Genomic DNA, 23528 nt, shown 5'->3' on the forward strand with positions numbered 1-23528 from the left:
TGGTGAGGCGAAGGGAGCGTCGTCGGTGAACAACACCGAGCCGGGTTCGCGGGCGGGGTCGCGGTTCGGCCCCTACCGGCTTGAGCGTTTGCTGGGTCACGGCGTCGTGGGTGAGGTCTACCGGGCCGAAGACACCCGCACCGACGAGATGGTGGCGCTGAGACTGATCGCCGAGTCGTTCTCCGGCGACGAGGCGTTCCGCGGCCGGCTGGAGGACGAGGCCGAAGCGGCCGGTCAGCTGACCGAGCCCCACGTGGTGCCTATCCAGGCCTACGGCGAGATCGACGACGTGCTCTACCTCGAGACCGCCCTGATCGACGGCACCGACCTGGCCACCGTATTGGCGGACGGCGGGCCGTTGAGCCCGCCGCGCGCGGTGGCGATCGTGCGGCAGATCGCCGCGGCGCTGGACGCGGCGCACAACGCCGACGTCACCCACCGTGATGTCAAGCCCGCCAACATCCTGCTCACCGGCGACGACCTGGCCTACCTGATGGACTTCGGGGTGGCCGCGGCCATCCCGGATCCGGGCACCCGGCCCGACCCGGCGACCGGCACCGTGCATTACATGGCTCCCGAACGTCTGACCGGCGAGCAGGTCACCCACCTCGCCGACATCTACTCGCTGGCCTGCGTGCTGGCCGCGTGCCTGACCGGAGCGCCTCCGTTCTCCTCCGGCACCCTCGACGACGCGGTCGAAGAACGCCGGACCGCGTCGCCCCCATGTCCCAGCAAGCTGCGCCCGGGGCGCGTCCCGGCGGCCATCGACGACGTGCTGGCCCGCGGATTGGCCAACAAACCCGAGGATCGCTACAGCAGCGCCGGTGAGCTGGCCGCGGCCGCCTACCAGGCGCTGACCGAGCCCGAACGCCACCAGGTGGCCAGGATCCTGCGGCGAGGCGAGCCCGCCCTGCATCTGCCCGGCGGCCTGGAAGCCGAGACCCGGGCCGACTCCCGCCCCGCCGCCCGTACCGCGGGCCCCGGGGACGCCGTGCCGCAGCCGGTGCCGTTCCCGGTGTCGCCGCTGCTGGGCACCGAGCTGCGCAGCGCGACCCCGGCTCTGCCCAGCCCGTCCCGGCTCCGGCAACTGCCGTGCAAGCCGGTGCTGGCGGCGGCCGCGGCGCTCGCCGCGGTGACCGTGGTGGCCGGCATCGGCCACCTGGTCAGCCGCCCGTCGTCGGCGTCGGCGGTGGCCTCGCCCCCACAGCAGGTGCTGTCGTTCACCAACCTGGACTACCGGCTCTCCCCGGGCGGGGTGGCGCTGGACGGCGACGGCAACGTCTATGTCACCAGCGAAGGCATGCGCGGGCGGGTGGTGAAACTGGCGGCCGGCTCGGATGACACCACGGTCCTGCCGTTCAGTGACCAGTATCAGCCGCGCGGGCTGGTCGTCGACGACGGCGGCAATGTGTACTTCTCCGACGTCAACAACCGGGTGGTCAAGCTGGCGGCCGGTTCCGAGGCGCACACGGTGCTGCCGTTCGCCGGGCTGGACGATCCCAGCGGGGTAGCGGTGGATTCCGACGGCAACGTCTACGTCGCCGACCGGGGCGCCGACATGGTGGTGCGGCTGGAACCGGGCTCGAACATCCAGACCGTGCTGCCGTTCGCCGGCCTCAACAAGCCCAGCGGGGTAGCGGTGGACTCCGCCGGCAACGTCTACGTCGCCGACACCGGCAACAACCGGGTGCTCAAGCTGCTGGCCGCGGCAGGCGAACAGATCATATTGCCGTTCGCCGGCATCGTCTCCCCACGAGGAATCGCCGTGGACGACGCCGGCGACGTCTACGTCACCGAGCACAGCCGCAACAAGGTGGTGAAACTGGCTGCCGAGGCCGCGATCCCGGAGGTGTTGCCGTTCACCGGCCTCAACGCGCCGCTGGATGTGGCCGTCGACAAGCACGGCCACGTCTACGTCGCCGACCGCGGTAACGACCGGGTCGTCATGGTGGACGCGAACCGATGAGGACCGGTGTATAACGGCGGCCCCGGGTCGCGAGCCGGTTCCCACTTCGGGCACTACCGGCTGATCCGCCTGCTCGGCAGCGGCGGGATGGGTGAGGTCTACGAGGCCGAGGACACCCGCAAGCACCGGATGGTGGCGTTGAAGCTGATCTCGCCGCAACTCTCCGACGACCCGGTTCTGCACGCCCGGCTGCGGCGTGAGGCCGACACCGCCGGGCGGCTCACCGAACCGCACGTGGTGCCCATCCACGACTACGGCGAGATCGACGGACAGTTCTACGTGGAGATGCGCCTGATCGAAGGCGACTCACTGCGCACCCTGCTCAACCGGCACGGCCCGCTCAGCCCCGCCCGGGCGGTGGCGCTGATCCGCCAGGTCGCCGCTGCGTTGGACGCCGCCCACGCCGCGCAGATCATGCACCGCGACGTCAAGCCCGAAAACATCCTGGTGACCGGGGACGACTTCGTCTACCTGGTGGATTTCGGTATCGCCCGCGCGGCCACCGACCCGGGGTTGACTCAGATCGGTACCGCGGTGGGCACCTACAACTACATGGCCCCGGAACGGTTCACCGGCGGCGACGTCACCTACCGCGCCGACATCTACTCGCTGGCCTGCGTGCTCGGTGAGTGTCTGACCGGCACACCGCCGTACCGGGCCGACAGCATCGAGCGGATGATCGCCGCGCACCTGACCGAACCCGCCCCGCGGCCCAGCGCGCAGCGCCCGGGCAGTGTCCCGCCGGCCTTCGACCAGGTGATCGCCCGGGGGATGGCCAAACGGCCCGAGGACCGCTACCGCAGCGCCGGCGAGCTGGCCGCCGCCGCCCACGACGCCCTCACCGGCCCGCAACAGGATCAGGCGGCCACCATCATCCGGCACAGCGAGGAAGCGGCCTTCGGCCCCGCACCGGCCGCTCCGGTTGCCCCGGTTGCCCCGGCCGCTCAGGTCACCGGCTGGCGCGACCGGCCCGCACCGCAACCACCGACGGTGCGCCGGCCGGCGGCCTACGCGCCGCCGCCGGCGTCCTCGCGGCTCGGCCGCCGGCCCGGGGGCCCCGGCGGGCAGCGCCCGGCGGTGCTGGTCGCCGCGATCCTGGCGTTGGTCACGGTGGTCGGCGTGGTCGGCTACCTGATCGCGCGGCCGTCGCACCCGTCGGCGGCGGCGCCGGCCGGCCAGAGCGAGCTGCAGTTCACCGGCATCAACTTCCGGCTCTCCCCGAGCGGGGTGGCGCTGGACTCCGACGGCAACGTCTACGTCGCCAGCCAGGGCATGTACGGGCGGGTGGTCAAGCTGGCGGCCGGATCCACCGCGCCGACCGTGCTGCCGTTCAGCGGGCTCTACCAGCCGCAGGGCGTCGCGGTCGACAACAACGGCACCGTCTACGTCTCGGACTTCAACAATCGGGTGGTGAAGCTGTCGGCCGGCTCCAACGACCAGGTGGTGCTGCCGTTCAACGGGCTGAGTTACCCCGAGGGCCTGGCGGTCGACTCCGGCGGCAACGTCTACGTCGCCGACCGCGGCAACGACCGGGTGGTCGAGTTGGCGTCCGGCTCGAACACCCAGACGGTGCTGCCGTTCAGCGGCCTCAACAACCCCGACGGGGTGGCGGTGGACGGTTCCGGGACCGTCTATGTGACCGACACCGACAACAACCGGGTGCTCAAGCTGGCGGCCGGGTCCACCGATCAGGTGGTGCTGCCGTTCCCCGGGCTCGCGGTGCCGTGGGGCATCACGGTCGACTCCGGTGCCAACGTCTACGTCACCGAGCACGACGGTAACAAGGTACTCAAGCTGCCGGCCGGGGCCACCGAGCCGACCACCCTGGCGTTCACCGGGCTCAACACCCCGTTGGATGTCGCGGTGAGCAAGGACAACACGGTCTATGTGGCCGACCGCGGCAACAACCGGGTGGTGCGGCTCGCCCCGGGCTGAGCCGGTCGTGCCGGTGTGACGTGCGTCCGGCGGCCGTGCCCCGTCGCCGATCGGCGGTAGCATTTTCGCGTGGACAGTCGCGTGGCGGGCCCAGAGGTCGGCCTGACCAATCCGGTCATCGACGCAGCGGCCGTCCACCCTCCCGAGCACGATCACGCCGGGCACCGCCATGCGGTTCGCCCGGTGCTCGATGCCGGCTGGCACCGCGCCGCCAGGTGGGCTCGCCGGCTCGCCTGGGTCAGCCTGGTGGTGGTGGGGTTCGAAGGCGTAGTAGGCCTGTGGCAGGGCTTGGCCGCCGGCTCGATCGCGCTGACCGGCTGGGCGCTGGGCGCCATTCCCGAAGCGTTGGCCGGGGCGATCGTGATCTGGCGGTTCACCGGCGCACGTACGCTGTCGCCGACGGCCGAGCGGCGCGCCCAGATCGGGGTGGCGGTGTCGTTCTGGATCAACGCCCCCTACATCGCGGCCGAATCGGTACGCCACCTGTTGGGCGACCACCGCGCCGAGAGCAGCGTCCTGGGAATCGCGATCACCGCTGTGGCGGTGCTGGTGATGCCGATTCTGGGCCGCGCGCAGCGCCGGCTCGGCACCCGGCTGAGTTCGGCGGCCACCGTCGGCGAAGGCGTGCAGAACTACCTGTGCGCGATCCAGGCCGCCGCGGTGCTGGTCGGGTTGACACTCACCGCGCAGTGGTCGGGGGGATGGTGGCTGGATCCGCTGATCGGCCTGGGGGTGGCCGCGGTGTCGGTATGGCAGGGCTTCCGGTCCTGGCGGGGCGAGGGCTGCGGCTGCTAAAGACCGTCGAACCTGCGGGGAGACTGCTTACCGAGCAAAGTCCCGGCTGCCCTGGAGCTGGTGGTGTTGCTCGACAGGGACAGCCGGGACGGAAACAGATTACGCCCCGCCGGGGGCGGATGCCATCGGTTCGGTGCCCAGCTTGTAGCGAATCAACCGCGAACTATTGGCGACCACGGCCACCGACGACGCGTTGTGCAGAATCGCCGCCAGCACCGGTGACAGCGCACCGCCGGCGCCGATCAGCAGACCGGCGGCGTTGACCGCGATCGACATGCCGTAGTTCTGCCGGATCACCTCAACGGCCCGGCTGCCCAGGTCCCGGACGTCCAGCAGCCGCCGCAGGTCGTCGTTGGCCAGAGCGACATCGGCGGTCTCGACCGCCACGTCGGTGCCGGCCAGGCCCATCGCGATACCCATGTCGGCGGCGGCCAGCGCGGGAGCGTCGTTGACCCCGTCACCGACCATGCCGACCACGTAGCCCTCGTCCTGCAGGTCGCGAACCACCTGCAGCTTATCTTCGGGGAGCACCTCGGCGCGCCACTCGTCGATGCCGAGCTCGGCGGCCACCGCAGCAGCGGTCTCGGGATGATCACCGGTGAGCATCACGATGCGACGAATTCCCTTGCCACGCAACTGCTCAAGCACGCCGTGTGCCTCCGGGCGCACCTCGTCACGCAAGCTGATCAACCCCACCAGGGTGCCGTCGACCGCCAGCAGCAACGGGGTCTCGGCCTGCGCGCGCAACTTGGTGACCCAGTCCGCCGCCTTCTTCGAGATGCGGACCTTCTCGGCGCGCAGCAGATTCGGGCTGCCCAGCAGCAGGGTACGGCCGTCGGCCCAGGTGCGGATGCCCAGCCCGACCAGAACTTCGCACTCCTCATGCGGCGGAATGCTGATGTGGCGTTCCTCGGTGGAGCGGATCACCGCCTCGGCCAGCGGATGCCGCGAGTGCAGCTCCGAGCTTGCGGCGTAGGCGAGCACCTGCTCGGGCTGCCAATCCTTGTGGACGGCAACGATATTGGTCACCACCGGGCGGCCCACGGTGAGTGTGCCGGTCTTGTCGAACACGATCGCGTCCACCCGGCCGGCCTGCTCGAGATGGGAGCCGCCCTTGATCAGGATCCCGCGCCGGGCGCCGTTGCCGATCGCCGCGCTGATCGCCGTCGGGGTGGCCAGCCCGACCGCGCACGGGCAGGCGATCAGCAGCATCGTCATCGCGCGGCGCACATCACCGGTGACCAGCAGGGTGAACGCCGACAGGATGAACGACGCCGGTACGAATCGGCGGGAGAAGTTCTCGCCGACGGTCTGGATCGGGGCACGGTCGTGTTGCGCCTCCTCGACGCGGCTGATGATCCGGCCGATCACGGTCTGGCTGCCGACCGCGGTGGCGCGCACCACCACCCGGCCGCGCACCACCACCGAACCGGCGTGCACCGTCGCCCCGGCGATCACGCTGACGGGCAGGGTCTCACCGGTGATCGCGGACTGGTCGACGATGGCCTCGCCATCGGTGACCTCGCCGTCGACCGGGATCGCAACGTGATCGTGGACGATCACCTCATCGCCGATCTGCACCGTGTCGATCGGTACCTGCACCTCGGTTCCACCGGCGAGCCGCACCCAGGCGGTGTCCTGGCTGCCGCGCAACAGATCCGAGATGGCGCGCCGGGTGCGGCGCAGCGTCAGGTCCTGCAGGTATTCGCCGATGTTGAGCAGCCACAGCACGGTGAGCGCGACCACGTTCTCCCGCAGTACCAGGCTGGCGATGGTCGCGGCGGTGACCAGCGCGTCGGTGCCGGCCTTGCCGGACCGGATCGAGCGCAGCGCGCCCCGCAGGAATGGATAACCCATGAACACCGTCGCGCCGGTGGCGACCAGCTGGCCGCTCGGCCCGAGCAGCGGCGGCCGGGCGAATACGTAGCGGCGCATGCCCAGCAGCGCCAGGGCTGCACCGCCGATCACCATGCGCAGCACATCGGTGTTGCGGATGTCCGCCGAGCGCGGGGTGCGGGCCGGGATCAGCTCGGCGGCGACGGTGGCCGCGTCGCGGATCGCCGCCATGATCTCCGCGGTGTCGCATCGTTTGGGGGAGTACCACACCACCACCGCGCCGGTGCGCGGGTAGGCGTGCACGGTGCGCACTCCGTTGACCCGCCCGGCCGTCTCCTCGACCGCCACCGCGCGCCGCGAGTCGTTTCGGACCCAGGGGACCCGTACCCGCATCCGGCCCGCAGCGTCGGAGACGACGCTCAGTTCTGCGCTGTCGGCGGCGCTCACGTCGCCGCGCTCAGTGGTCGTGGTCGTGGGCGACGGCCGCCGCCGGGGGTGTCGCCTCCTCGCCGATGCGTTCGCGTGCCTCGGCGACCACGTCGGCCACCTTCAGCCGCGCCGACTCGGCGACCTCCTCGGCGCGCCGGGTTCCGCGCAGGCTCCATTCGGTGGCGGTCACCGCAGCCTCGTGCAGCGGAGCCTTCTGCAGCGCCTTACGCGCCAGCTCATAGGCGCTCACCCCGACCAGCCCGGTGAACACCGTGCCGGCCGCCTTCGCCAGCAGTCCCTGTACCGCCATGAGTCATCCCCTTCGTGGCTCGTCCGTCTTAGTCAGCGAGGGTATCATCATATAAGCATTTCTGCATATATCGCGTCGGCTGTGAGTCGGCCTGGAAGCGCGCCGCGTGTGCGGTTTCGTACGCAACACGCCGGCGCGGGCGTATTGAACCGCACACTCGACCGCCGGGCCGCGTCAGCCCAGCGTCCGGGTGACCTTCTCGGTTTCCCGGCGGCGCTGCTGCGCGTCGGGGTCGGGATTGGTGACCTGCACCAGCGACGCGCCGACGGCGAAGACCGCCAGCATGTTGTCGACCAGCTCGGCAGGGGTGGCCCAGGAATTGGCCGACCACACCCGATCCGAGGGTGTCAAACCTGTTGCCGCCGCGGACTTCTCGCACCAAGCCAGCACCTCGTCGGCGGACGATCCGGCCAGTGCCGGGCCGGGGGCCCGTTCGGCGACGATCTGGTCGCCATGCACCCGCACCGCCGTCGCGTAGTCGGTGACACCCACCGGCAGGTCCGGGACCGGCCCGCCGAACGGGTCCAGGGACAGCACGACCACCTCGCCGCCGGTGGCGGCGACCGCCGCGTCGGCCTCGTCGAGCCGCTCGGCGGTGCACAGGGCGATATCGGCGTCCCCGCCCGGGGCGGCCAGTAGCACCTCGGCGCCGATCCACCACGCGCCGAACAGCACCGCCGCGGTCTGCCAGTGCGCCGGCAGCAAGACCGCCACCCGGCTGCGCGCCCCGGCGCCGAGTTCGTCGCGCAGCAGGTTGCCGGTCTTGGCGGCCCAGTTCGCCAGGGTCGCCGCGGATAACTCGATGCGCTCGCCGGTGGCGTCGTCGTAGTGGGTGATCCGTGGGCCCGCCGGGTCGGCGCGCATGATCGGGTCAAGGATCGCCGAGCTGAGGTTGGTCACCTCACCGACGTTAGTTGACGCATTGCGGGTCGTTGGAACCTGCGGTCAGAATCGGTGACGCAGCGGGGATTTGGGGCAGCTCGCCGTCTGCGACGCCGGAGATGCCGGCCACCTCGGCGCGATCACCGGCACCCAGGCCCGATCCCGGTCCGGTGTAGTCGTTGGCCAGCACGACGCGTACCGCGCCGGCCGGCACCGACTCGTTGGACACCACCGGCAACCCGCCGAGATCCCGGGCCACCGCCTGGGCGCCGGGGTCATCGGTGTTGGCGGCCTGCACCTGGCTGTTCGGCACGTGGGCGGCTTCGTTGTTGCCGACCGACCCGGTACCAAACCCCTTGGCGTTGAGCACACCCGAGACCGCCGCGGCCAGGCCGTTGATATCGGTGTCGTTGTACACGCTGGCGATGGTGTGCTCCGGGTCGTAGGCCCGCTGGTCGGTCCTGCCCTCGTCGGTGTCATGCAGCAGTCCGGCCACCCAGTCGGACACCTGGGCTGGGTCGACGCGCACCACGCTCTGCATGCCGTCGTCGCTCCAGCCGGACTCCTCGAGCACGGGGATGGTGGCGAAGGCGACCTTGCCCGCCGCCAGATCCTGCAGCTTGGTGACGAAATCCATTACGTCCCAACCGGCCGAGAGCACCACCGAGCGCTGCACCGCGGCCTGCAGCCGCGACAGGGTGCCCGGACTCGACAGTGTCTTGCCGGAGATCACCTTGTGGGCCAGCTCCGCCATCACCGCCTGCTGGCGGCGGACCCGGTCGAGGTCGCCGTGCGGCAGGTCGTGGCGCTGCCGCACGAAGCTCAGCGCCTGCGCGCCGTCGAGTCGCTGCCAGCCGGCCGGGAAGTCCGCACCGGAAAGTTCCTCATACACGGGCTCTTTCAGGCAGACGTTGACGCCGCCGAGGGCGTCGGTGATCAGCGCGAAGCCCAGCAGTCCGACCTCGGCGTAGTGGTCGACGGTGACCCCGGTGAGGTCGGCCACCGTCTTGATCAGGGCCTCCCGGCCCGCCTCGGTGCCGCGGGCCTGCGCCTGGGCCGGGTCCATCCCGGACGCGACCAGCGCGTCGGCGGTCTCGAGTCGGGTGGCGCCGTAGACGCCGTTGATCTTGGTCTTGTCCAGCCCGGGGGCGGCCACGTAGGAGTCGCGGGGAATCGAGATCGCGGTGGCCGACTTCCCGTTGTTGGGGATGCGGACCAAGATGATGGTGTCGGTGTTGGTGGCGTCGTCGTCGCCGACGCGCAGCGCTGCGAGCTCCTCGGGAGTCAGCGGGTTGCCGTGGGCGTCGGTGCGACTGTCCATCCCGACCAGCAGGATGTCGACCGCGCCGTCGGCTCCGCCCTTGCCGAGGGCCAGCGACGCGACGTGGAAGATGCCGTCCTCGAAGGACCGGACCCGGCTCCAGGCCACCCCGGTGCCGAGGACGACGGCGACGGCTGCCACGGTCGCGATCACACGAATCACACGTTGCGCAGGCATCACTTCAGGCTACTTGTGTAACTGCTGTATCGGCGGTAGCCGTGATCGGCGCGCCAGATCAGCTGGAACCGCTGCATAAGCTCGGCAGCTATGAGTACTCGGCAGCGAATCGTGATCACCGGAGCCGGCGGCCAGGTCGGCACCTGCTTGGCCGCCCGCGCCGCCGAGGCGGGCCGCGACGTGCTGGCGCTCACATCGGCGCAGTGCGACATCACCGATCCGGACGCCGTCGACGCCGTCGACCTGCGCGCCAATGACGTGCTGGTCAACTGCGCGGCCTACACGAACGTCGACGCCGCCGAGACCGACCCGGACCGCGCCCACGCCGTCAACGCGGCCGGCCCGGGCCATCTGGCCGCCGCCTGCACGCGCGCCGGCGCTCGCCTGATCCACATCTCCACCGACTACGTCTTCGACGGCGACTTCGGCGGCGCGCCGCCGCGCCCGTACGAGCCCGGGGACGCCACCCGCCCGCTCAGTGCCTACGGCCGCAGCAAACTGGCCGGTGAGAACGCGGTGCTGGGCGCCTCGCCGGACGCGCTGGTGGTGCGCACCGCCTGGGTCTACACCGGTACCGCCGGCGGGACGGACTTCGTCGCCGTCATGCGTGGGCGGGCCCCCGGCGATTCGACAGTGGAGGTGGTCGACGACCAGATCGGTTCACCGACCTACGCCGGCGACCTGGTCGAGGCACTGCTGGCGTTGGCGCAGGCGTGGCCGACGGCGCGGGTGCTGCACGCCGCCAATGCCGGTGCGGCCAGCCGCTATGAGCAGGCCCGGGCGGTGTTCAGCGCGCTGGGCGCCGACCCGCACCGGGTGTTGCCGGTCAGCAGCGCGGCCCGGCCCCGCCCGGCGGCCCGGCCGGCCTACTCGGCGCTGTCGGGCGTCGAATCGGCGCGGGCCGGCCTGGCGCCACTGCGCTCATGGCGCGATGCGCTGGCCGCGGCACTGGCGAGATAACCTCTACGCCGTGAGTGAGGCCCTGCCGGTGGTGACGGTGACGTATTCGCCGGGTTGGCATCTGGACCGTTTCCTGGCATCGCTGTCGCTGGCCACCGACCGCCCCGTGCAGGTGGTGATGGCCGACAACGGATCGACCGATGGCGCCCCGCAGGAAGCCGTGCAGCGCTACCCCAATGTGCAGCTGTTTGTGACCGGGGCCAACCTCGGCTACGGCGGCGCGGTCAACAGCGCGGTGGCGCACCTTGACGCCGCGGATGGCCACCGCAGCGAATTTCTCATCGTGGCCAACCCCGACGTGCAGTGGGGCCCCGGCAGCATCGACGCCCTGCTCGAGGCGGCCGACCGGTGGCCGCACGCGGCGACGCTGGGCCCGCTGATCCGCGAACCCGACGGCTCGGTGTACCCCTCGGCGCGCCACCTGCCGAGCCTGATCCGCGGCGGCATGCACGCCGTGGTCGGTCCGGTGTGGCCGAACAATCCGTGGTCGCGGGCCTACCGGCAGGAGCGCCTAGAACCCAGTGAGCGCCCGGTGGGCTGGCTCTCCGGCGCCTGCCTGCTGGTGCGCCGCGCCGCGTTCGAGGCGATCGGCGGCTTCGACGAGCGCTACTTCCTCTACATGGAAGACGTCGACCTGGGCGACCGGCTCGGCAAGGCCGGCTGGCTCAACGTCTACGTGCCGTCTGCGGAGGTACTGCACCAGAAGGGGCACGCCACCGGCAAGGACCCGGCGGCCAACCTAGCGGCGCACCACCGCAGCACCTATACCTACCTTGCCGACCGGCACACCGGGTGGTGGCGGGCGCCGCTGCGCTGGGCCATGCGCGGTGCGCTGGCGGTGCGCTCGACCCTGGCGGTGCGCAGCGCCCGCCGCAAGCTGATGAAGGGACGCCCGTGACACTGAGCCAAGTCGATGCCGTGGTGCTCGTCGGCGGCAAGGGCACCCGGCTGCGGCCGCTGACGTTGTCGGCGCCCAAGCCGATGCTGCCGACCGCGGGCGTGCCGTTCGTCACCCACCTGCTCTCGCGGATCGCCGCGGCCGGCATCGAGCACGTCATCCTCAGCACGTCCTACAAGCCGGCGGTGTTCGCGCAAGAATTCGGCGACGGGTCCGCGCTGGGCCTGCAGATCGACTACGTGACCGAGGACGAACCACTGGGCACCGGCGGCGGTATCGCCAACGTCGCGCCCGTGCTGCGCCATGACACCGCGATGGTGTTCAACGGCGACGTGCTGTCGGGGGCGGACCTGGGCGAGTTGTACGCCTATCACCGCGAGCACGGCGCCGAGGCGACCCTGCACCTGGTGCGGGTCGGAGACCCGCGCGCGTTCGGGTGTGTGCCCACCGACGACGGCCGGGTCACCGCGTTTCTGGAGAAGACCGAGGATCCGCCGACCGACCAGATCAACGCCGGCTGTTATGTGCTGTCCCGCAACGTCATCGACCGCATCCCGCGCGGGCGGGCGGTTTCGGTGGAGCGCGAGGTGTTTCCAGCGCTGCTCTCCGACGGGGTCAAGGTCTGCGGGTTCGTCGACACCAGCTACTGGCGTGACATGGGCACCCCGGAGGACTTCGTGCGCGGCTCGGCGGATCTGGTGCGCGGCATCGCGCCGTCGCCGGCGTTGGGCGGTCAGCGCGGTGAGTCGCTGGTGCACGACGGTGCCGCGGTGGCGCCGGGTGCGGTGCTGATCGGCGGGACGGTCGTCGGCCGCGGCGCCGAGATCGGCCCGGGCGCCCGGCTGGACGGCGCGGTGATCTTCGACGGCGTCAAAGTCGAAGCCGGCTGCGTGATCGAACGCTCGATCATCGGGTTCGGCGCGCGCATCGGCCCGCGCGCGTTGATCCGCGACGGGGTGATCGGTGACGGCGCCGACATCGGGGCCCGCTGCGAGCTGTTGCGCGGGGCCCGGGTGTGGCCCGGGGTGTCGATCCCCGACTGCGGAATCCGCTACTCCAGCGACGTCTGAGCCGGCTCTCCGCTGACTCTGCGCTCAGGGTGCAGCTTTCTCGAACTTTTCCGCCGTAAACGCGGAGTCAACGGGGGATAGTCATAGCCATGTTCATCAAGGTCTTCGTCGCGTGCCTGGCGGCGGTCGCCATGGCGCCGTCGGCAGCTGCCGATCCGCTTGACCCGATTCCCGGTAACGGCGTCTATCAGGTCGGCACCGATATCGCACCTGGCCTGTATCACACCGGCGGGTCGGGTTCGGCCTTCGGCGTATGGATCAACAACGTACCGACGCAAGAGTCGATGTGTTCGTGGTTCACCTACAGCACACCCGATGCGGCCAAGGATCATGTGGTCCAGACGAATACGTCTATCGGTCCGATGTACGCGAGCATTCCCGCCACGGTCAAGGCCTTCGAGTCGCAGAATTGCCAGCCCTGGACGCGGGTCACCGACTCCCAATGAGCCCGCGGGCAGGGCTACCTGACCGCCCGCGCCACCAGATGCGCCAACGCGTCATCGGCATCCGGCGGCAACGCGTCCACCGGCCACCAGCGCAGGTCGACCGACTCGTCGCTGATGCCGATCTGCGCGCCGGCCGGGGCGTGCGCCACGAACTGCAGGTCCAGATGCCGGGTCGGCACGCCCAGCGAGCACGTCACCGGATGCACGTGTACGGCCGCCAGACGCGGGTCGAGCTGCAGGCCGGCGATACCGGATTCCTCGGTGGCCTCGCGCAGTGCGGCGTTGACGATGTCGGCGTCACCGTCTTCGCAGTGCCCGCCCAGTTGCAGCCAGCGGCCCACCCGCGGATGCAGCGTCAGCAGCACGTGTTCGCCGGTGTGGTCGAGCACCAGGGCCGAGGCGGTGATGTGGCCGGGCGCGCATTCGCGCGCACAGGCGTCGGCGCGGGCGGCCAGAAACGCCAGGACCGCGTGGCGCAGCGCATCTTGTCCGGCATCGGGTGCCTCCCAAGCCGTCAGCGTGGCGACAGCGGAGGCGTGGGTGCTCACCGGCGCACCAGCAGATCGTCGATGGCGGCCGGCGGGCGGGGTTCGATCGGCTCGGGGGAGTAGCCGATTGCGATGGCGCCCAACGGTTCCCAGTCCGCCGGCAGATCCAGCTCAGTACGCACCAGCTCGGGGGTGAAGATGGTCGACCCGATCCAGCAGCTGCCCACGCCGCGCACCGCCAGCGCCACCAGCAGCGCCTGCACGGCAGCGCCGACCGCCACGGTGAACATGGTGTGTTCGGCGGCGGTGCGGGCCTCATCCCGGTAGTGGTGGGCGCCGTCGGGGACCATCACCGGGATGACGACTTCGGTGGCGTCGTAGAGGATCCGGCCGCGCGCCACCCGGGCCTCGATGGCTTCCGCGGATTTGCCGTCGCCGGCCAGGTCGGCGCGCCAGCGCTGGGCCATCGCATCGAGCAGCCGGGTGCGCACGCTCGGGGTCTGCAGCCAGACGAACCGCGCCGGCCGGGTGTGGTGCGGCGCCGGGGCGGTCAGGGCTTCGGCGATGGCGTCGGTGATCGTCTCCGCCGGCACGGGTTCGCTGGAGAAGGTGCGCACCGAGCGACGCAGCAGCTGGGCTTGTCGCCGCCCGGTCTCGATGGCCTCGGCGGTGCCCAGCCAGAACAGGTCATCGGCGCCGGAGCGCACCAGCGCGGCCGCGGTGGAGCCGTCGTCGGGGCTGGACACCCCGCGTACCACCGCCACCGGAACATCGGTGAGCTTGCCCTTGACCAGGTCGGCGGCGGCGGCGAGCTCGTCGGCGACGGCCACTTCGGTGACCACCAACTCGTTGCCGTGCCGGTCGACGGCACCGCCGTAGCCGTTCAGCACGGTCAGCCCGGATGCCCCGATCGCGACATCGATCTGCCCGTTGCGCCAGGCGCGGCCCATGGTGTCGGTGATCAGCACCGCCACCGCGACCCCGAGCCGCGCGGCCAGGCCGGCGCGCAACGCGGCGGCACTTGCGTCGGGATCGACCGGCAGCAGCGCGAGTTCGTCGGCGCCGACGTTGGACCCGTCCACGCCCGCGGCGGCCTGCACCAGCCCCAGCCGATTCTCGGTGATCCAGGTGCGGCCCTTGCGGGCCAGGACCCGCACCGCCTCGGCCTCCACCAGCTGGCGGCGCAGCGCATCTCGGGCCTCGGCGTCGTGCGGCGCCGGCACGATGCGGCCCTCGCACTTGGACACCACCTTGCTGGTGACGACCACGATGTCGCCGTCGGCCAGCCAGGGCGCGGCCTGCGCCAGCGCGGCCGCCAGGTCATCACCCGGCCGGAATTCGCCCAGGCCGGTGACCGGCAGGATCTCGACCTTGGCGGCGCTGCCGTGTTCGGTCATCGTTTGCCCGCGAGATCCAGCCCGGTGCGCACCATCTCGGCCGTCGCGGCGGGATCGGTCATCAGCAGCGGGGCGCTGCACACGGTCACGCCGTCGACCTGCACGTGTTCGCCCTCGTGCACCAGCCAGTAGTCCAGGATCCCGGTTGCGTTGCGGGCGCCGTAGTGCGCGCCCACGGCCTGCGCAGTGGACTCCACGCCGATCACGCTCAGGCAGGTATCGGCCATGCCGCGCAACGGTTTCCCGGCGATGATCGGCGAGTAGCCGACGACCGGTGCCGGCGTGGATCGCAGTGCCGCCCGGATGCCGGGTACGGCGAGAATGGCGCCGATGCTGACGACCGGATTGGACGGGGCCAGCAGCACGATGTCGGCTCCGGCGATCGCCTCGGTGACTTCGGCTGTCGCGCTGGCCTTCTCGCTGCCGACGAAGCCGAATCCGTGGGTGGGGACCTCGGCGCGGTAGCGCACCCACCATTCCTGGAAGTGGATCGCGCGCTGCGAGTCGTCGGCCGGATCGGTGATGACGACGTGCGTTTCGCAGCTGTCGTTGGTCACCGGCAGCAACCTTGCCCCCGGCTGCCAGCGGTCACACAGTGCCGCGGTTACCTCGGTCAGCGGATAGCCGGCGCGCAGCGCCTGGGTGCGAACCAGGTGGGTGGCCAGGTCGCGGTCGCCGAGGCCGAACCAATCCGGCTGCATGCCGTAGCGGGCCAACTCCTCCATCGCGTGCCAGGTTTCGTCGCGGTGGCCCCAGCCGCGCTCCGGGTCCACCCCGCCGCCCAGGGTGTACATGCAGGTGTCCAGGTCCGGGCAGATGCGCACCCCGTGCATCCAGGCGTCGTCGCCGACGTTGACGACCGCGGTCAGTTCGTGCGCGGCGGTCTCGGCGTCCGAGCCGTCGCCGAACTGGCCCAGACCCAGCAGTTTCTGGACGCCGAGCAGGAAGCGGGCACCGCCGACCCCCCCGACCAGAACCGTCACCTTCACAGCGCACGACAGTACCTTTGGTGAGGCCGCGGCCGGTGTGGCGGTGCATCCCAACAGCCCCCGCAAGACACGCCGGAGGGCCGGTGTGGGCTAGATGACACGGACTCGCCGGTCTCGGACACGTCGGAAATCGGTCACGGGATGGTAAGGAATTTGGCCGTTCGGCTTGACCGGACCAGTCAACCCGTGTCTAATCACATCAGTGTCATTTCCCGGTTGGCCAGCCGATTCCGGTGTCGCAGACCGAGATTCGATCACATGTTCGAATTGAGACGGACAATATCGCACAAGCGGGCGACATATCAGGATCGCGCAACCAGGTGAGGAGGCCCAGCATGTCCTATGAACACCTTTGGGGCGTAATGGGGGGGACACCGCATGCCCATACCGCAATGACGCCGGCCGAGGCCGAACCGGCGCGCAGCCGGCCCCATCTGAGTCTGGTTCCCGAACCCGAGGACTACGACGAATTCGACCCGTTCGACCCCGCCTCGGCCACCAATGAGCAGTGGCAGGACCGCGCCCTGTGCGCGCAGACCGACCCCGAGGCGTTCTTCCCGGAGAAGGGCGGCTCCACCCGCGAGGCCAAGAAGATCTGCCAGCGGTGCTCGGTGCGCAGCGAGTGCCTGGAATACGCGCTGGCGCACGACGAGCGCTTCGGCATCTGGGGCGGCCTGTCCGAGCGCGAGCGCCGTCGCCTCAAGCGCGGCATCATCTGAGCGCGCTACGTCCGGCCTAGTCCTCGATCGTGGGGTCGATGACGGTGGGGTCGACATCGAGGTAGGTGGCGACCTGAGCCACCAGAATTTCGTGTAGCAAATCCCCGAGTTCGGTGCTGTCGTTCGCCCGTTGCTCGATCGGCTTGCGGAACAGCAGGATTCGCGCCCGCGTCGGATTTCCCCGCACATCGACCCCGGCGGGAATCAAGCGGGCCAGCGGAATCGGCCCGTCGGCGACCACTTCCGGCGGCCACTGCACACTGTCGGGGTCGCGGGCGGCGATCCGCGGAATCTCGTCGACGGCGACGTCGAGCGCCGATAGCCGTTGCTTCCAGCGTTGTTCGATGGGCTCGTAGGCCTCCAGCACCGCCATGTCGAACCGTTCGGCGCGGGTGCGCCACCCCGGCACGGTCGGCGGCAGCAGCGGCCCGCGAGGCTCGCGGCCGCGCCAATGCCGACGCGTGGCGATCACGGAAGAAGATGGTAACGGTTGCGCATAGCCTGCTCGCCCCTTGCGCGTGTCCGGCGACACGGCGGTGCGCGGCCACGATAGCCTCACGGGCGTGAACGTTCCCCGCCGCTGCTGTCGGCCAGGGTGTCCGCACTATGCGGTGGCGACGCTGACGTTCGTCTACTCGGACTCCACCGCCGTGGTCGGCCCGCTGGCGACCGCCGCCGAGCCGCATTCGTGGGACCTGTGCTTCAGCCACGCCGGCCGGATCACCGCCCCGCGGGGCTGGGAACTGGTCCGCCACCCCGGCCCCTGGGTCTCGCCGGAGGAAGACGATCTGGTCGCGCTCGCCGAAGCGGTTCGCGAGGGCCAGTCCGGGCCGGCCGCGCCCGCCAAGGGGTGGTACCCGCAGGCCGGCCCGACGGATTCCGGTGCCCGGGGCGCACCGGCCACCGCCCAAGGGGTGCTGGCACCGCCCGGTCCGCCCGGCAAGAGCAACGGCCGGCGCCGCGGTCACCTGCGCGTGTTACCCGACCCGTCGGACTGATCGCGCGTTCCGGGCTAGGCTTGAGCGTCAAGAGTCCACTTCGTCAGGAGCCCTGTCCATGTCTCGGCCCGCTGCGGCTGTCCACCGTGTGATCAAGGCGTACGACGTACGTGGCCTGGTCGGTTCGGAGATCGATGAATCCCTGGTTACCGAGGTCGGGGCTGCGTTCGCCCGGCTGATGGGCGACGAGGGCGCCCGCCAGGTGGTGATCGGCCACGACATGCGGGACAGTTCGCCCGGGTTGTCGGCGGCGTTCGCCGACGGGGTTACCGCCCAGGGCCTCGACGTGATCCGGATCGGTCTGGCCTCGACCGACCAGCTCTACTTCGCCTCCGGCTCACTGGACTGCCCGGGCGCGATGTTCACCGCCAGCCATAACCCCGCCGCCTACAACGGCATCAAGCTGTGCCGGGCGGGCGCCAAGCCCGTCGGCGCCGACACCGGCCTCGGCCGGATCCGCGACGAGCTGATCGCCGGGGTGGACCCGGACGCCGGCCGGTCCGGGCAGCGTGGTGCCATCACCGATCGCGACGTGTTGGCCGACTACGCGGCGTTCCTGCACTCGCTGGTCGACATCAGCGGCTCGCGCCCGCTGCGGGTCGCCGTCGACGCCGGCAACGGGATGGCCGGCCACACCGCCCCGGCGGTGTTCGGCTCGGTCGAGGCGATCACGCTGCTGCCGCTGTATTTCGAGCTGGACGGCAACTTCCCCAACCACGAGGCCAACCCGCTGGACCCGGCCAACCTCACCGACTTACAGGCCTTTGTGCGCGAGCGCGGCGCCGATATCGGACTGGCCTTCGACGGCGACGCCGACCGGTGCTTCGTCGTCGACGAGCACGGCGACCCGGTGTCCCCGTCGGCGGTGACCGGCCTGGTCGCGGCCCGCGAACTGGCCCGCGAGCCCGGTGCGACGGTGATCCACAACCTGATCACCTCGCGGGCGGTGGCCGAGTTGGTGACCGAGCGCGGCGGCACGCCGCTGCGCTCGCGGGTCGGGCACTCCTACATCAAGGGGCTGATGGCCGAGACCGGTGCGATCTTCGGCGGGGAACATTCGGCGCACTACTACTTCCGGGACTTCTGGGGCGCCGACTCGGGCATGCTGGCCGCTCTGCACGTCCTGGCCGCACTCGGCGAACAGCAGCGGCCGCTGTCCGAGCTGACCGCCGACTACCAGCGGTACGCGGCATCCGGCGAGATCAACTACACCGTCGAGGATGCGCAGGCGTGTGTGGACGCCGTCGTCGCGTCGTTCGGCGCGCAAGCCTCCGTCGACCACCTGGACGGGGTGACCGTCGACCTGGGTGCGGGCAGCTGGTTCAACCTGCGCAGCTCCAACACTGAACCGCTGCTGCGGCTCAACGTGGAGGCGCCCGACGCCGCCACGGTGGATGCGGTGGTGGCCAAGGTCGCCGGGCAGATCCAGGCCGTCACCGCCGCCGAGAAGTCACGGTCGTGAACGCGTTCTCCGGATCCTTTTCTTCCACCGTCGACCTCGACGACACCGAGGGGCTGCTGGCCGCCGACCACGACGGCGTGTTGCGGGCCGCGTCCATGGCCGGCGCGCAGGTACGGGCCACCGCCGCCGCGGTCGCCGAGGGCGCGTTGGACGCGGTGCGCAGCGACGGCTGGGACTACCCGCCGCGCACCCTGGTCTGGGTGGCGACCCGCGGAACGGCGGCGACGGCGGGCAGCCTGCTGGCGGCGGCCCGCGCAGATGTGGTTCGCCAACCGCTGGTCCTGGCCTCCGAGGCCCCCGCGTGGGTTGGGTCGCTGGATGTGCTGGTCGTGGCCGGCGACGACCCGGGGGATCCGGCGCTGGTCGCCGCAGCCGCCGCCGGGGTGCGGCGCGGCGCGCGGGTGGTAGTGGTCGCTCCCTACGAGGGTCCGCTGCGCGACGCCACCGCCGGCCGGGTCGCGGTGCTTGAGCCGCGAATCGGTGTCCCCGACGAGTTCGGCCTGCCGCGCTACCTGGCTGCCGGGCTGGCCGTGCTGGACGCGGTCGAGGTCGGCGCCACCGGTGCACAGACCGACCTGGGCGCGCTGGCCGACGAACTGGACGCCGAGGCGTTGCGCAACAGCGCCGGGCGTGAACTCTTCACCAACCCGGCCAAGATGCTGGCGGACCGGATCGTCGGCCGCGACGTCGCACTGGCCGGGGACTGTGCGGCGACGCTGGCGCTGGCCCGGCACGGTTGCGCGGCGATGCTGCGGATCGGGCGGACGACGGTGGCGGCGACCGGGCTGGCCGATGCGGTGAGCGCGCTGCGGGCGCGGGCCGCGGCGGGCTCCGCCGATATCTTTCACGACGAGCAGATCGACGGCCCGGCCGCCGACCGGCTGCGGGTGCTGGCGCTGACGCTGGCCGCCGACCGCACGGTGGTGGCGGCCCGGGTCAACGGTCTGCACGATGTCGACCTGATCGGCGCGGGGGACGTACCGCTGACACCGGGGGCGCCGGAGGGGGCCGCCGGGCCGGCTGGACTTTTGCCGGTGCCGGTGCCGACCGACGCGGACCGGGTCGAACAACAGCTTGCGGTGCTGGCCGTGCGGTTGGAGATGGCCGCCGCCTACGTGCGACTTTTGCGGGGTTGACGAGAACAGTGGAACCACTACGCGGTGCGATACGGACCTACGCCTGGGGGTCGAGGACCGCTATCGCCGAGTTCACCGGACGGCCGGTCCCGGCGGCGCACCCGGAGGCCGAGCTGTGGCTGGGTGCGCACCCGGGTGACCCGGCCTGGCTGGAGACCGCCGAGGGCGAGGCGTCGCTGCTGGACGTGTTGACCGCCGACTGGGAGGGGCAGCTCGGGCCGGTGGCTCATGCCCGCTTCGGTGACCGGCTGCCGTTCCTGGTCAAGGTGCTGGCCGCCGACGAGCCACTGTCCCTGCAGGCGCACCCCAGCACCATGCAGGCGATCGAGGGCTACGAGCGTGAGGAGCGGCTCGGAGTTCCGGTGTCCTCGCCGATCCGTAACTACCGCGACACCAGCCACAAACCCGAACTGCTGGTGGCGCTGCAGCCGTTCGAGGCGCTGGCCGGGTTCCGGCCCGCCGCGCGCACCACCGAGCTGCTGCGGGCGCTGGCGGTATCGGACCTCGACCCGTTCATCGACCTGCTCGGTGACGCCCCGGACGGCGACCAGTCCGACGCCGACGGCCTGCGGGCCCTGTTCACCACCTGGATCACCGCACCCCAGCCCGATCTCGATGTGCTGGTACCCGCAGTGCTGGAAGGCGCCATCCAATATCTCAGTTCGGAGGCGGGCGAATTCGCCGCGGAGGCCAAGACGGTGCTCGAACTCGGTGAGCGCTACCCCGGCGACGCCGGGGTGCTGGCCGCGCTGTTGCTCAACCGGGTCAGCCTGGCACCCGGTGAGGCGATCTTCTTGGCGGCCGGCAACCTGCACACCTACCTGCACGGGGTCGGCCTGGAGGTGATGGCCAACTCGGACAACGTGCTTCGCGGCGGGCTGACGCCCAAGCACGTCGACGTGCCCGAACTGCTGCGGGTGCTGGACTTCACTCCGACCACCGAGGCGGCGCTGCGGCCGGCGGTGCACACCGAGGGGCCGGAGCTGGTCTACCAGACGCCCGCCGAGGAGTTCGCGGTGTCCCGGCTGACGCTCGACGGCGCCTACCTGGGCCACGAGGTGGACGCCCCGGCGCACCATGACGGCCCCCAGATCCTGTTGTGCACCGAGGGCTCGGTCACAGTGCACGCGAAGTCGAAAACGTTGACGCTGCATCGCGGCGAGTCGGCCTGGGTGCCCAGCGACGACGGACCGATCCGGCTGCTGGCCCAGCAGCAGGCGGCGTTGTTCCGGGCGACGATAGGCCTGTGAGTGTCGTCGTCCGGTAGTACCAGGGCGATCATCGCGGCGCTGGCCGCCAACGCCGGAATCGCGGTGGCGAAGTTCACCGGGTATGTGATCACCGGCAGCGCCGCCATGCTCGCCGAGGCGGTGCACTCGGTGGTCGACACCTCCAACCAGGCGCTGCTGCTGTTCGGCCAGCGGGCCGCGGCCAAGGCGCCCGATGCGCTGCATCCGTTCGGGCACGGGCGCAGCCGCTACTTCTGGTCGTTCGTGGTGGCGCTGGTGCTGTTCAGCCTCGGCTCGATGTTCGCGGTGTACGAGGGCTACGAAAAGGTCCGCCACCCGGTCGAGTTGAGTTCTCCGGTGGTGGCGGTGGCGATCCTGGTCGTGGCGATCGGATTGGAGGCGTTCAGTTTTCGTACCGCGGTGCGCGAATCGCGCCCGCTCAAGGGCGACGGCAGCTGGTTGCGGTTCTTGCGCACCTCGCGTAACCCGGAGCTTCCGGTGGTGCTGCTGGAGGACACCGCCGCACTGATCGGCCTGGTGCTGGCGCTGGCGGGGGTGGGCCTGAGCATGCTCACCGACAACCCGGTCTGGGACGGCGTGGCAACCTTGGGCATCGGCGCGCTACTCGGGGTGGTCGCGGTGTTTCTGATGGTCGAGATGCACAGCCTGCTGATCGGCGAGGGCGCCACCGTCGCCGAGGATCGGGCCATCCGCGCGGCGCTGGAACAGACCGCCAACGTCACCCGGCTGATCCACATCCGCACCCAGTACCTGGGGCCCGACGAGATGCTGGTGGGCGCCAAGATCGCGCTGGTTCCCCGGCTGGACCTGGCCGCGATCGCGGCCACCATCGACGCCGCCGAAGCCAATATCCGCGCGGCCGTGCCCACCGCTCGGGTCATCTATCTCGAACCGGACCTGGACCGCACGCCTGTGCCAGACTCGCGGGAGCAGAAAGGGTGACCGTTTTGTCCAGCTTCTCCTACCAACAGCTGACCGCGGCCTGCCAGGCCGGCGGTGCCAGCACCTTGAGCGTGGCCACCGACTTGGCCGCCGCCGGCGGGCCGCACGCCGCGATCAGCCCGGCCCACCGCGCCGGACGTGGCCCGTCGGCCATCATCACCGAGACCCGCCTGATCGACGGCAACCCGACGCCGACGGTGGTCGTCGACGACAATCAGAGCCAGATCCAGCGCGTGGAAGCCGCGATCCTGCAAGGCCTGCGCGATCAACACCCGCTGCTGAGCCGGGTGCCGCATCTGCAGGTGGCCTACGAAGGCGGCCGCTCGGTCTACACCGATCTTGAACTGCCGCAACGCATCTTCGATGGCCACTTCCTGACCGGGTCGATCGACGGCCACCCGGCGATCGCGCACCCGGTCTACCGCGCTGCGCGCGAAAGCACGCCCGAAAACGCCCGCGCTCTCCTGGAATTGAGCCCCGGCAGCCTGGTTTTCGGCGCGATCGACGCCGCCCGCAGCGCGGGCCAGAGCCGCTTTCGCGGTGTGCTGTCCGGTGAGATCATCGGCGTGCTCGTCGAGGGCGCACCGACGAATTCCCGCGGGGGCGCCGACACCGTCTGCTGCAGCCGCATCATCCGCACTCAGGTGCTGAGCTTCGCCGCCCTGCGGCAGCTGCGATTCGACTGCGGGCCCGCCGGCGACGAGGCGTGCCGGGCATTGTTGGGTGCCTACGCGCTGGCCGGGCTGGTGCGCGCCAACGCCGAGCTGAGCATCCGGGCCAACTGCGACCTGGTCGAGACCGGCCCGACGACGCTCAAGCTCGACGCCCGCGACGGCGACTTCGTCGAGCTGGCGGCGCTGTCGATCGAGCAGGCCGACGACCTGCTGGAGCGCGCGCTGGCGCAGGCCTACCGGGAAGCCGACATCAGCTGGCGCGGCCAGGTGCTGCACGTCACCGGCAACGCCGGGGCCTACGCCGCGGCCCAGAACGGGGGAGCGGCGCAGGAGGCGCCGGTCGCCCATGAGCCGCGCCGGTTCCGGCTGCCGCACTTCATCGAGAGCCGGCGCACCGCGATGCGCTGAGGGACCGGCGCGCATCGACTGACCGGCCGTAGGGACGATG

General features: G+C 71.0%; 21 protein-coding genes and 1 pseudogene. 14 read left to right on the plus strand and 8 right to left on the minus strand.

The window, feature by feature from the left end:
- Positions 1-25 precede the first annotated feature (25 nt).
- The 3 genes and pseudogenes from AC5Y4Q_RS04030 to AC5Y4Q_RS04040 all read left to right on the plus strand — a co-directional run bounded on the left by AC5Y4Q_RS04030 (position 26) and on the right by AC5Y4Q_RS04040 (position 4696).
- Positions 26-1966 (plus strand): serine/threonine-protein kinase PknD, encoded by a 1941-nt coding sequence (locus tag AC5Y4Q_RS04030; RefSeq protein ID WP_125224347.1) that lies wholly within the window; start codon positions 26-28, stop codon positions 1964-1966.
- 6 nt (positions 1967-1972) lie between these two features.
- Positions 1973-3901, plus strand: a pseudogene (locus AC5Y4Q_RS04035) (serine/threonine-protein kinase PknD).
- Between the two features lie 183 nt (positions 3902-4084).
- The gene (locus tag AC5Y4Q_RS04040; protein ID WP_125224401.1) at positions 4085-4696 is read left to right on the plus strand and encodes a cation efflux transmembrane domain-containing protein; all 612 of its coding nucleotides are present in this window, start codon (positions 4085-4087) and stop codon (positions 4694-4696) included.
- Positions 4697-4795: 99 nt separating this feature from the next.
- Here AC5Y4Q_RS04040 and ctpC read toward each other — a convergent pair whose 3' ends face one another.
- The 4 genes from ctpC to AC5Y4Q_RS04060 form a co-directional block, all read right to left on the minus strand.
- Positions 4796-6925, minus strand: a complete 2130-nt coding sequence (ctpC, locus tag AC5Y4Q_RS04045; protein WP_185746551.1) for a manganese-exporting P-type ATPase CtpC — start codon at positions 6923-6925, stop codon at positions 4796-4798.
- A 64-nt stretch (positions 6926-6989) separates the two neighbouring features.
- Positions 6990-7271, minus strand: coding sequence for a DUF1490 family protein (locus tag AC5Y4Q_RS04050; RefSeq protein ID WP_064923796.1), 282 nt, complete (start codon positions 7269-7271; stop codon positions 6990-6992).
- Between the two features lie 174 nt (positions 7272-7445).
- The gene (locus AC5Y4Q_RS04055; protein WP_125224350.1) at positions 7446-8171 is read right to left on the minus strand and encodes a TIGR03089 family protein; all 726 of its coding nucleotides are present in this window, start codon (positions 8169-8171) and stop codon (positions 7446-7448) included.
- A gap of 10 nt (positions 8172-8181) precedes the next feature.
- Entirely contained in the window at positions 8182-9651 is a 1470-nt protein-coding gene (locus tag AC5Y4Q_RS04060) for an LCP family protein (protein WP_185746541.1), read from the minus strand.
- Between the two features lie 90 nt (positions 9652-9741).
- Between AC5Y4Q_RS04060 and rfbD the strand changes: the two genes are divergently transcribed.
- The 4 genes from rfbD to AC5Y4Q_RS04080 all read left to right on the plus strand — a co-directional run bounded on the left by rfbD (position 9742) and on the right by AC5Y4Q_RS04080 (position 13025).
- Positions 9742-10611 (plus strand): dTDP-4-dehydrorhamnose reductase, encoded by an 870-nt coding sequence (rfbD, locus tag AC5Y4Q_RS04065; RefSeq protein WP_064923798.1) that lies wholly within the window; start codon positions 9742-9744, stop codon positions 10609-10611.
- A gap of 28 nt (positions 10612-10639) precedes the next feature.
- Entirely contained in the window at positions 10640-11509 is an 870-nt protein-coding gene (locus AC5Y4Q_RS04070; protein ID WP_499958302.1) for a glycosyltransferase family 2 protein, read from the plus strand.
- A complete protein-coding gene (gene manB / locus AC5Y4Q_RS04075; RefSeq protein ID WP_064923799.1) occupies positions 11506-12579 on the plus strand; it encodes a mannose-1-phosphate guanylyltransferase in 1074 nt (357 codons plus the stop codon). Before AC5Y4Q_RS04070 ends, manB begins: the two co-directional genes overlap by 4 nt.
- An 89-nt stretch (positions 12580-12668) precedes the next feature.
- Complete coding sequence (locus AC5Y4Q_RS04080) at positions 12669-13025, plus strand: Rv1352/Rv1906c domain-containing protein (protein ID WP_064923800.1); 357 nt, start codon at positions 12669-12671, stop codon at positions 13023-13025.
- 14 nt (positions 13026-13039) lie between these two features.
- Here the strand turns inward: AC5Y4Q_RS04080 and AC5Y4Q_RS04085 are convergent, their stop codons facing one another.
- The 3 genes from AC5Y4Q_RS04085 to cofD are packed head-to-tail and all read right to left on the minus strand — an operon-like array spanning position 13040 to position 15899.
- Positions 13040-13573 (minus strand): NUDIX hydrolase, encoded by a 534-nt coding sequence (locus AC5Y4Q_RS04085; RefSeq protein WP_064923801.1) that lies wholly within the window; start codon positions 13571-13573, stop codon positions 13040-13042.
- Positions 13570-14910: a coenzyme F420-0:L-glutamate ligase gene (locus tag AC5Y4Q_RS04090; protein WP_064923802.1), complete on the minus strand. Its 1341-nt coding sequence runs from the start codon at positions 14908-14910 to the stop codon at positions 13570-13572. The genes AC5Y4Q_RS04085 and AC5Y4Q_RS04090 overlap by 4 nt, the downstream gene beginning before the upstream one ends.
- Positions 14907-15899 (minus strand): 2-phospho-L-lactate transferase, encoded by a 993-nt coding sequence (gene cofD, locus AC5Y4Q_RS04095; protein WP_064923803.1) that lies wholly within the window; start codon positions 15897-15899, stop codon positions 14907-14909. Before cofD ends, AC5Y4Q_RS04090 begins: the two co-directional genes overlap by 4 nt.
- Positions 15900-16261: 362 nt before the next feature.
- Between cofD and AC5Y4Q_RS04100 the strand changes: the two genes are divergently transcribed.
- Positions 16262-16618, plus strand: a complete 357-nt coding sequence (locus AC5Y4Q_RS04100; RefSeq protein ID WP_275080514.1) for a WhiB family transcriptional regulator — start codon at positions 16262-16264, stop codon at positions 16616-16618.
- A gap of 16 nt (positions 16619-16634) precedes the next feature.
- Here AC5Y4Q_RS04100 and AC5Y4Q_RS04105 read toward each other — a convergent pair whose 3' ends face one another.
- Positions 16635-17090: a metallopeptidase family protein gene (locus AC5Y4Q_RS04105; RefSeq protein WP_064923805.1), complete on the minus strand. Its 456-nt coding sequence runs from the start codon at positions 17088-17090 to the stop codon at positions 16635-16637.
- Positions 17091-17181: 91 nt separating this feature from the next.
- On the opposite strand from AC5Y4Q_RS04105, the gene AC5Y4Q_RS04110 reads away from it, so the two are divergent.
- Genes AC5Y4Q_RS04110 through AC5Y4Q_RS04135 form a run of 6 tightly spaced genes read left to right on the plus strand, consistent with a single transcriptional unit; the run spans position 17182 to position 23488 of the window.
- Positions 17182-17616, plus strand: a complete 435-nt coding sequence (locus AC5Y4Q_RS04110) for a DUF3499 domain-containing protein (protein WP_082952751.1) — start codon at positions 17182-17184, stop codon at positions 17614-17616.
- A 58-nt stretch (positions 17617-17674) separates the two neighbouring features.
- Positions 17675-19078, plus strand: coding sequence for a phosphomannomutase/phosphoglucomutase (locus AC5Y4Q_RS04115; protein WP_064923807.1), 1404 nt, complete (start codon positions 17675-17677; stop codon positions 19076-19078).
- On the plus strand, positions 19075-20214 hold the full coding sequence (locus AC5Y4Q_RS04120; RefSeq protein WP_064923808.1) for a hypothetical protein: 1140 nt from the start codon (positions 19075-19077) through the stop codon (positions 20212-20214). The genes AC5Y4Q_RS04115 and AC5Y4Q_RS04120 overlap by 4 nt, the downstream gene beginning before the upstream one ends.
- Before the next feature lie 8 nt (positions 20215-20222).
- Positions 20223-21464 carry a mannose-6-phosphate isomerase, class I gene (manA, locus tag AC5Y4Q_RS04125; protein ID WP_064923809.1) on the plus strand — a complete coding sequence of 414 codons (1242 nt, stop codon included), beginning with the start codon at positions 20223-20225 and terminating at the stop codon, positions 21462-21464.
- A complete protein-coding gene (locus AC5Y4Q_RS04130) occupies positions 21465-22406 on the plus strand; it encodes a cation diffusion facilitator family transporter (RefSeq protein ID WP_064923810.1) in 942 nt (313 codons plus the stop codon).
- Positions 22403-23488 (plus strand): type I-U CRISPR-associated protein Cas7, encoded by a 1086-nt coding sequence (locus AC5Y4Q_RS04135; protein ID WP_234786421.1) that lies wholly within the window; start codon positions 22403-22405, stop codon positions 23486-23488. Before AC5Y4Q_RS04130 ends, AC5Y4Q_RS04135 begins: the two co-directional genes overlap by 4 nt.
- The last annotated feature ends 40 nt before the right edge of the window (positions 23489-23528 follow it).

This window comes from Mycobacterium sp. NGS16 (genome assembly GCF_059813225.1).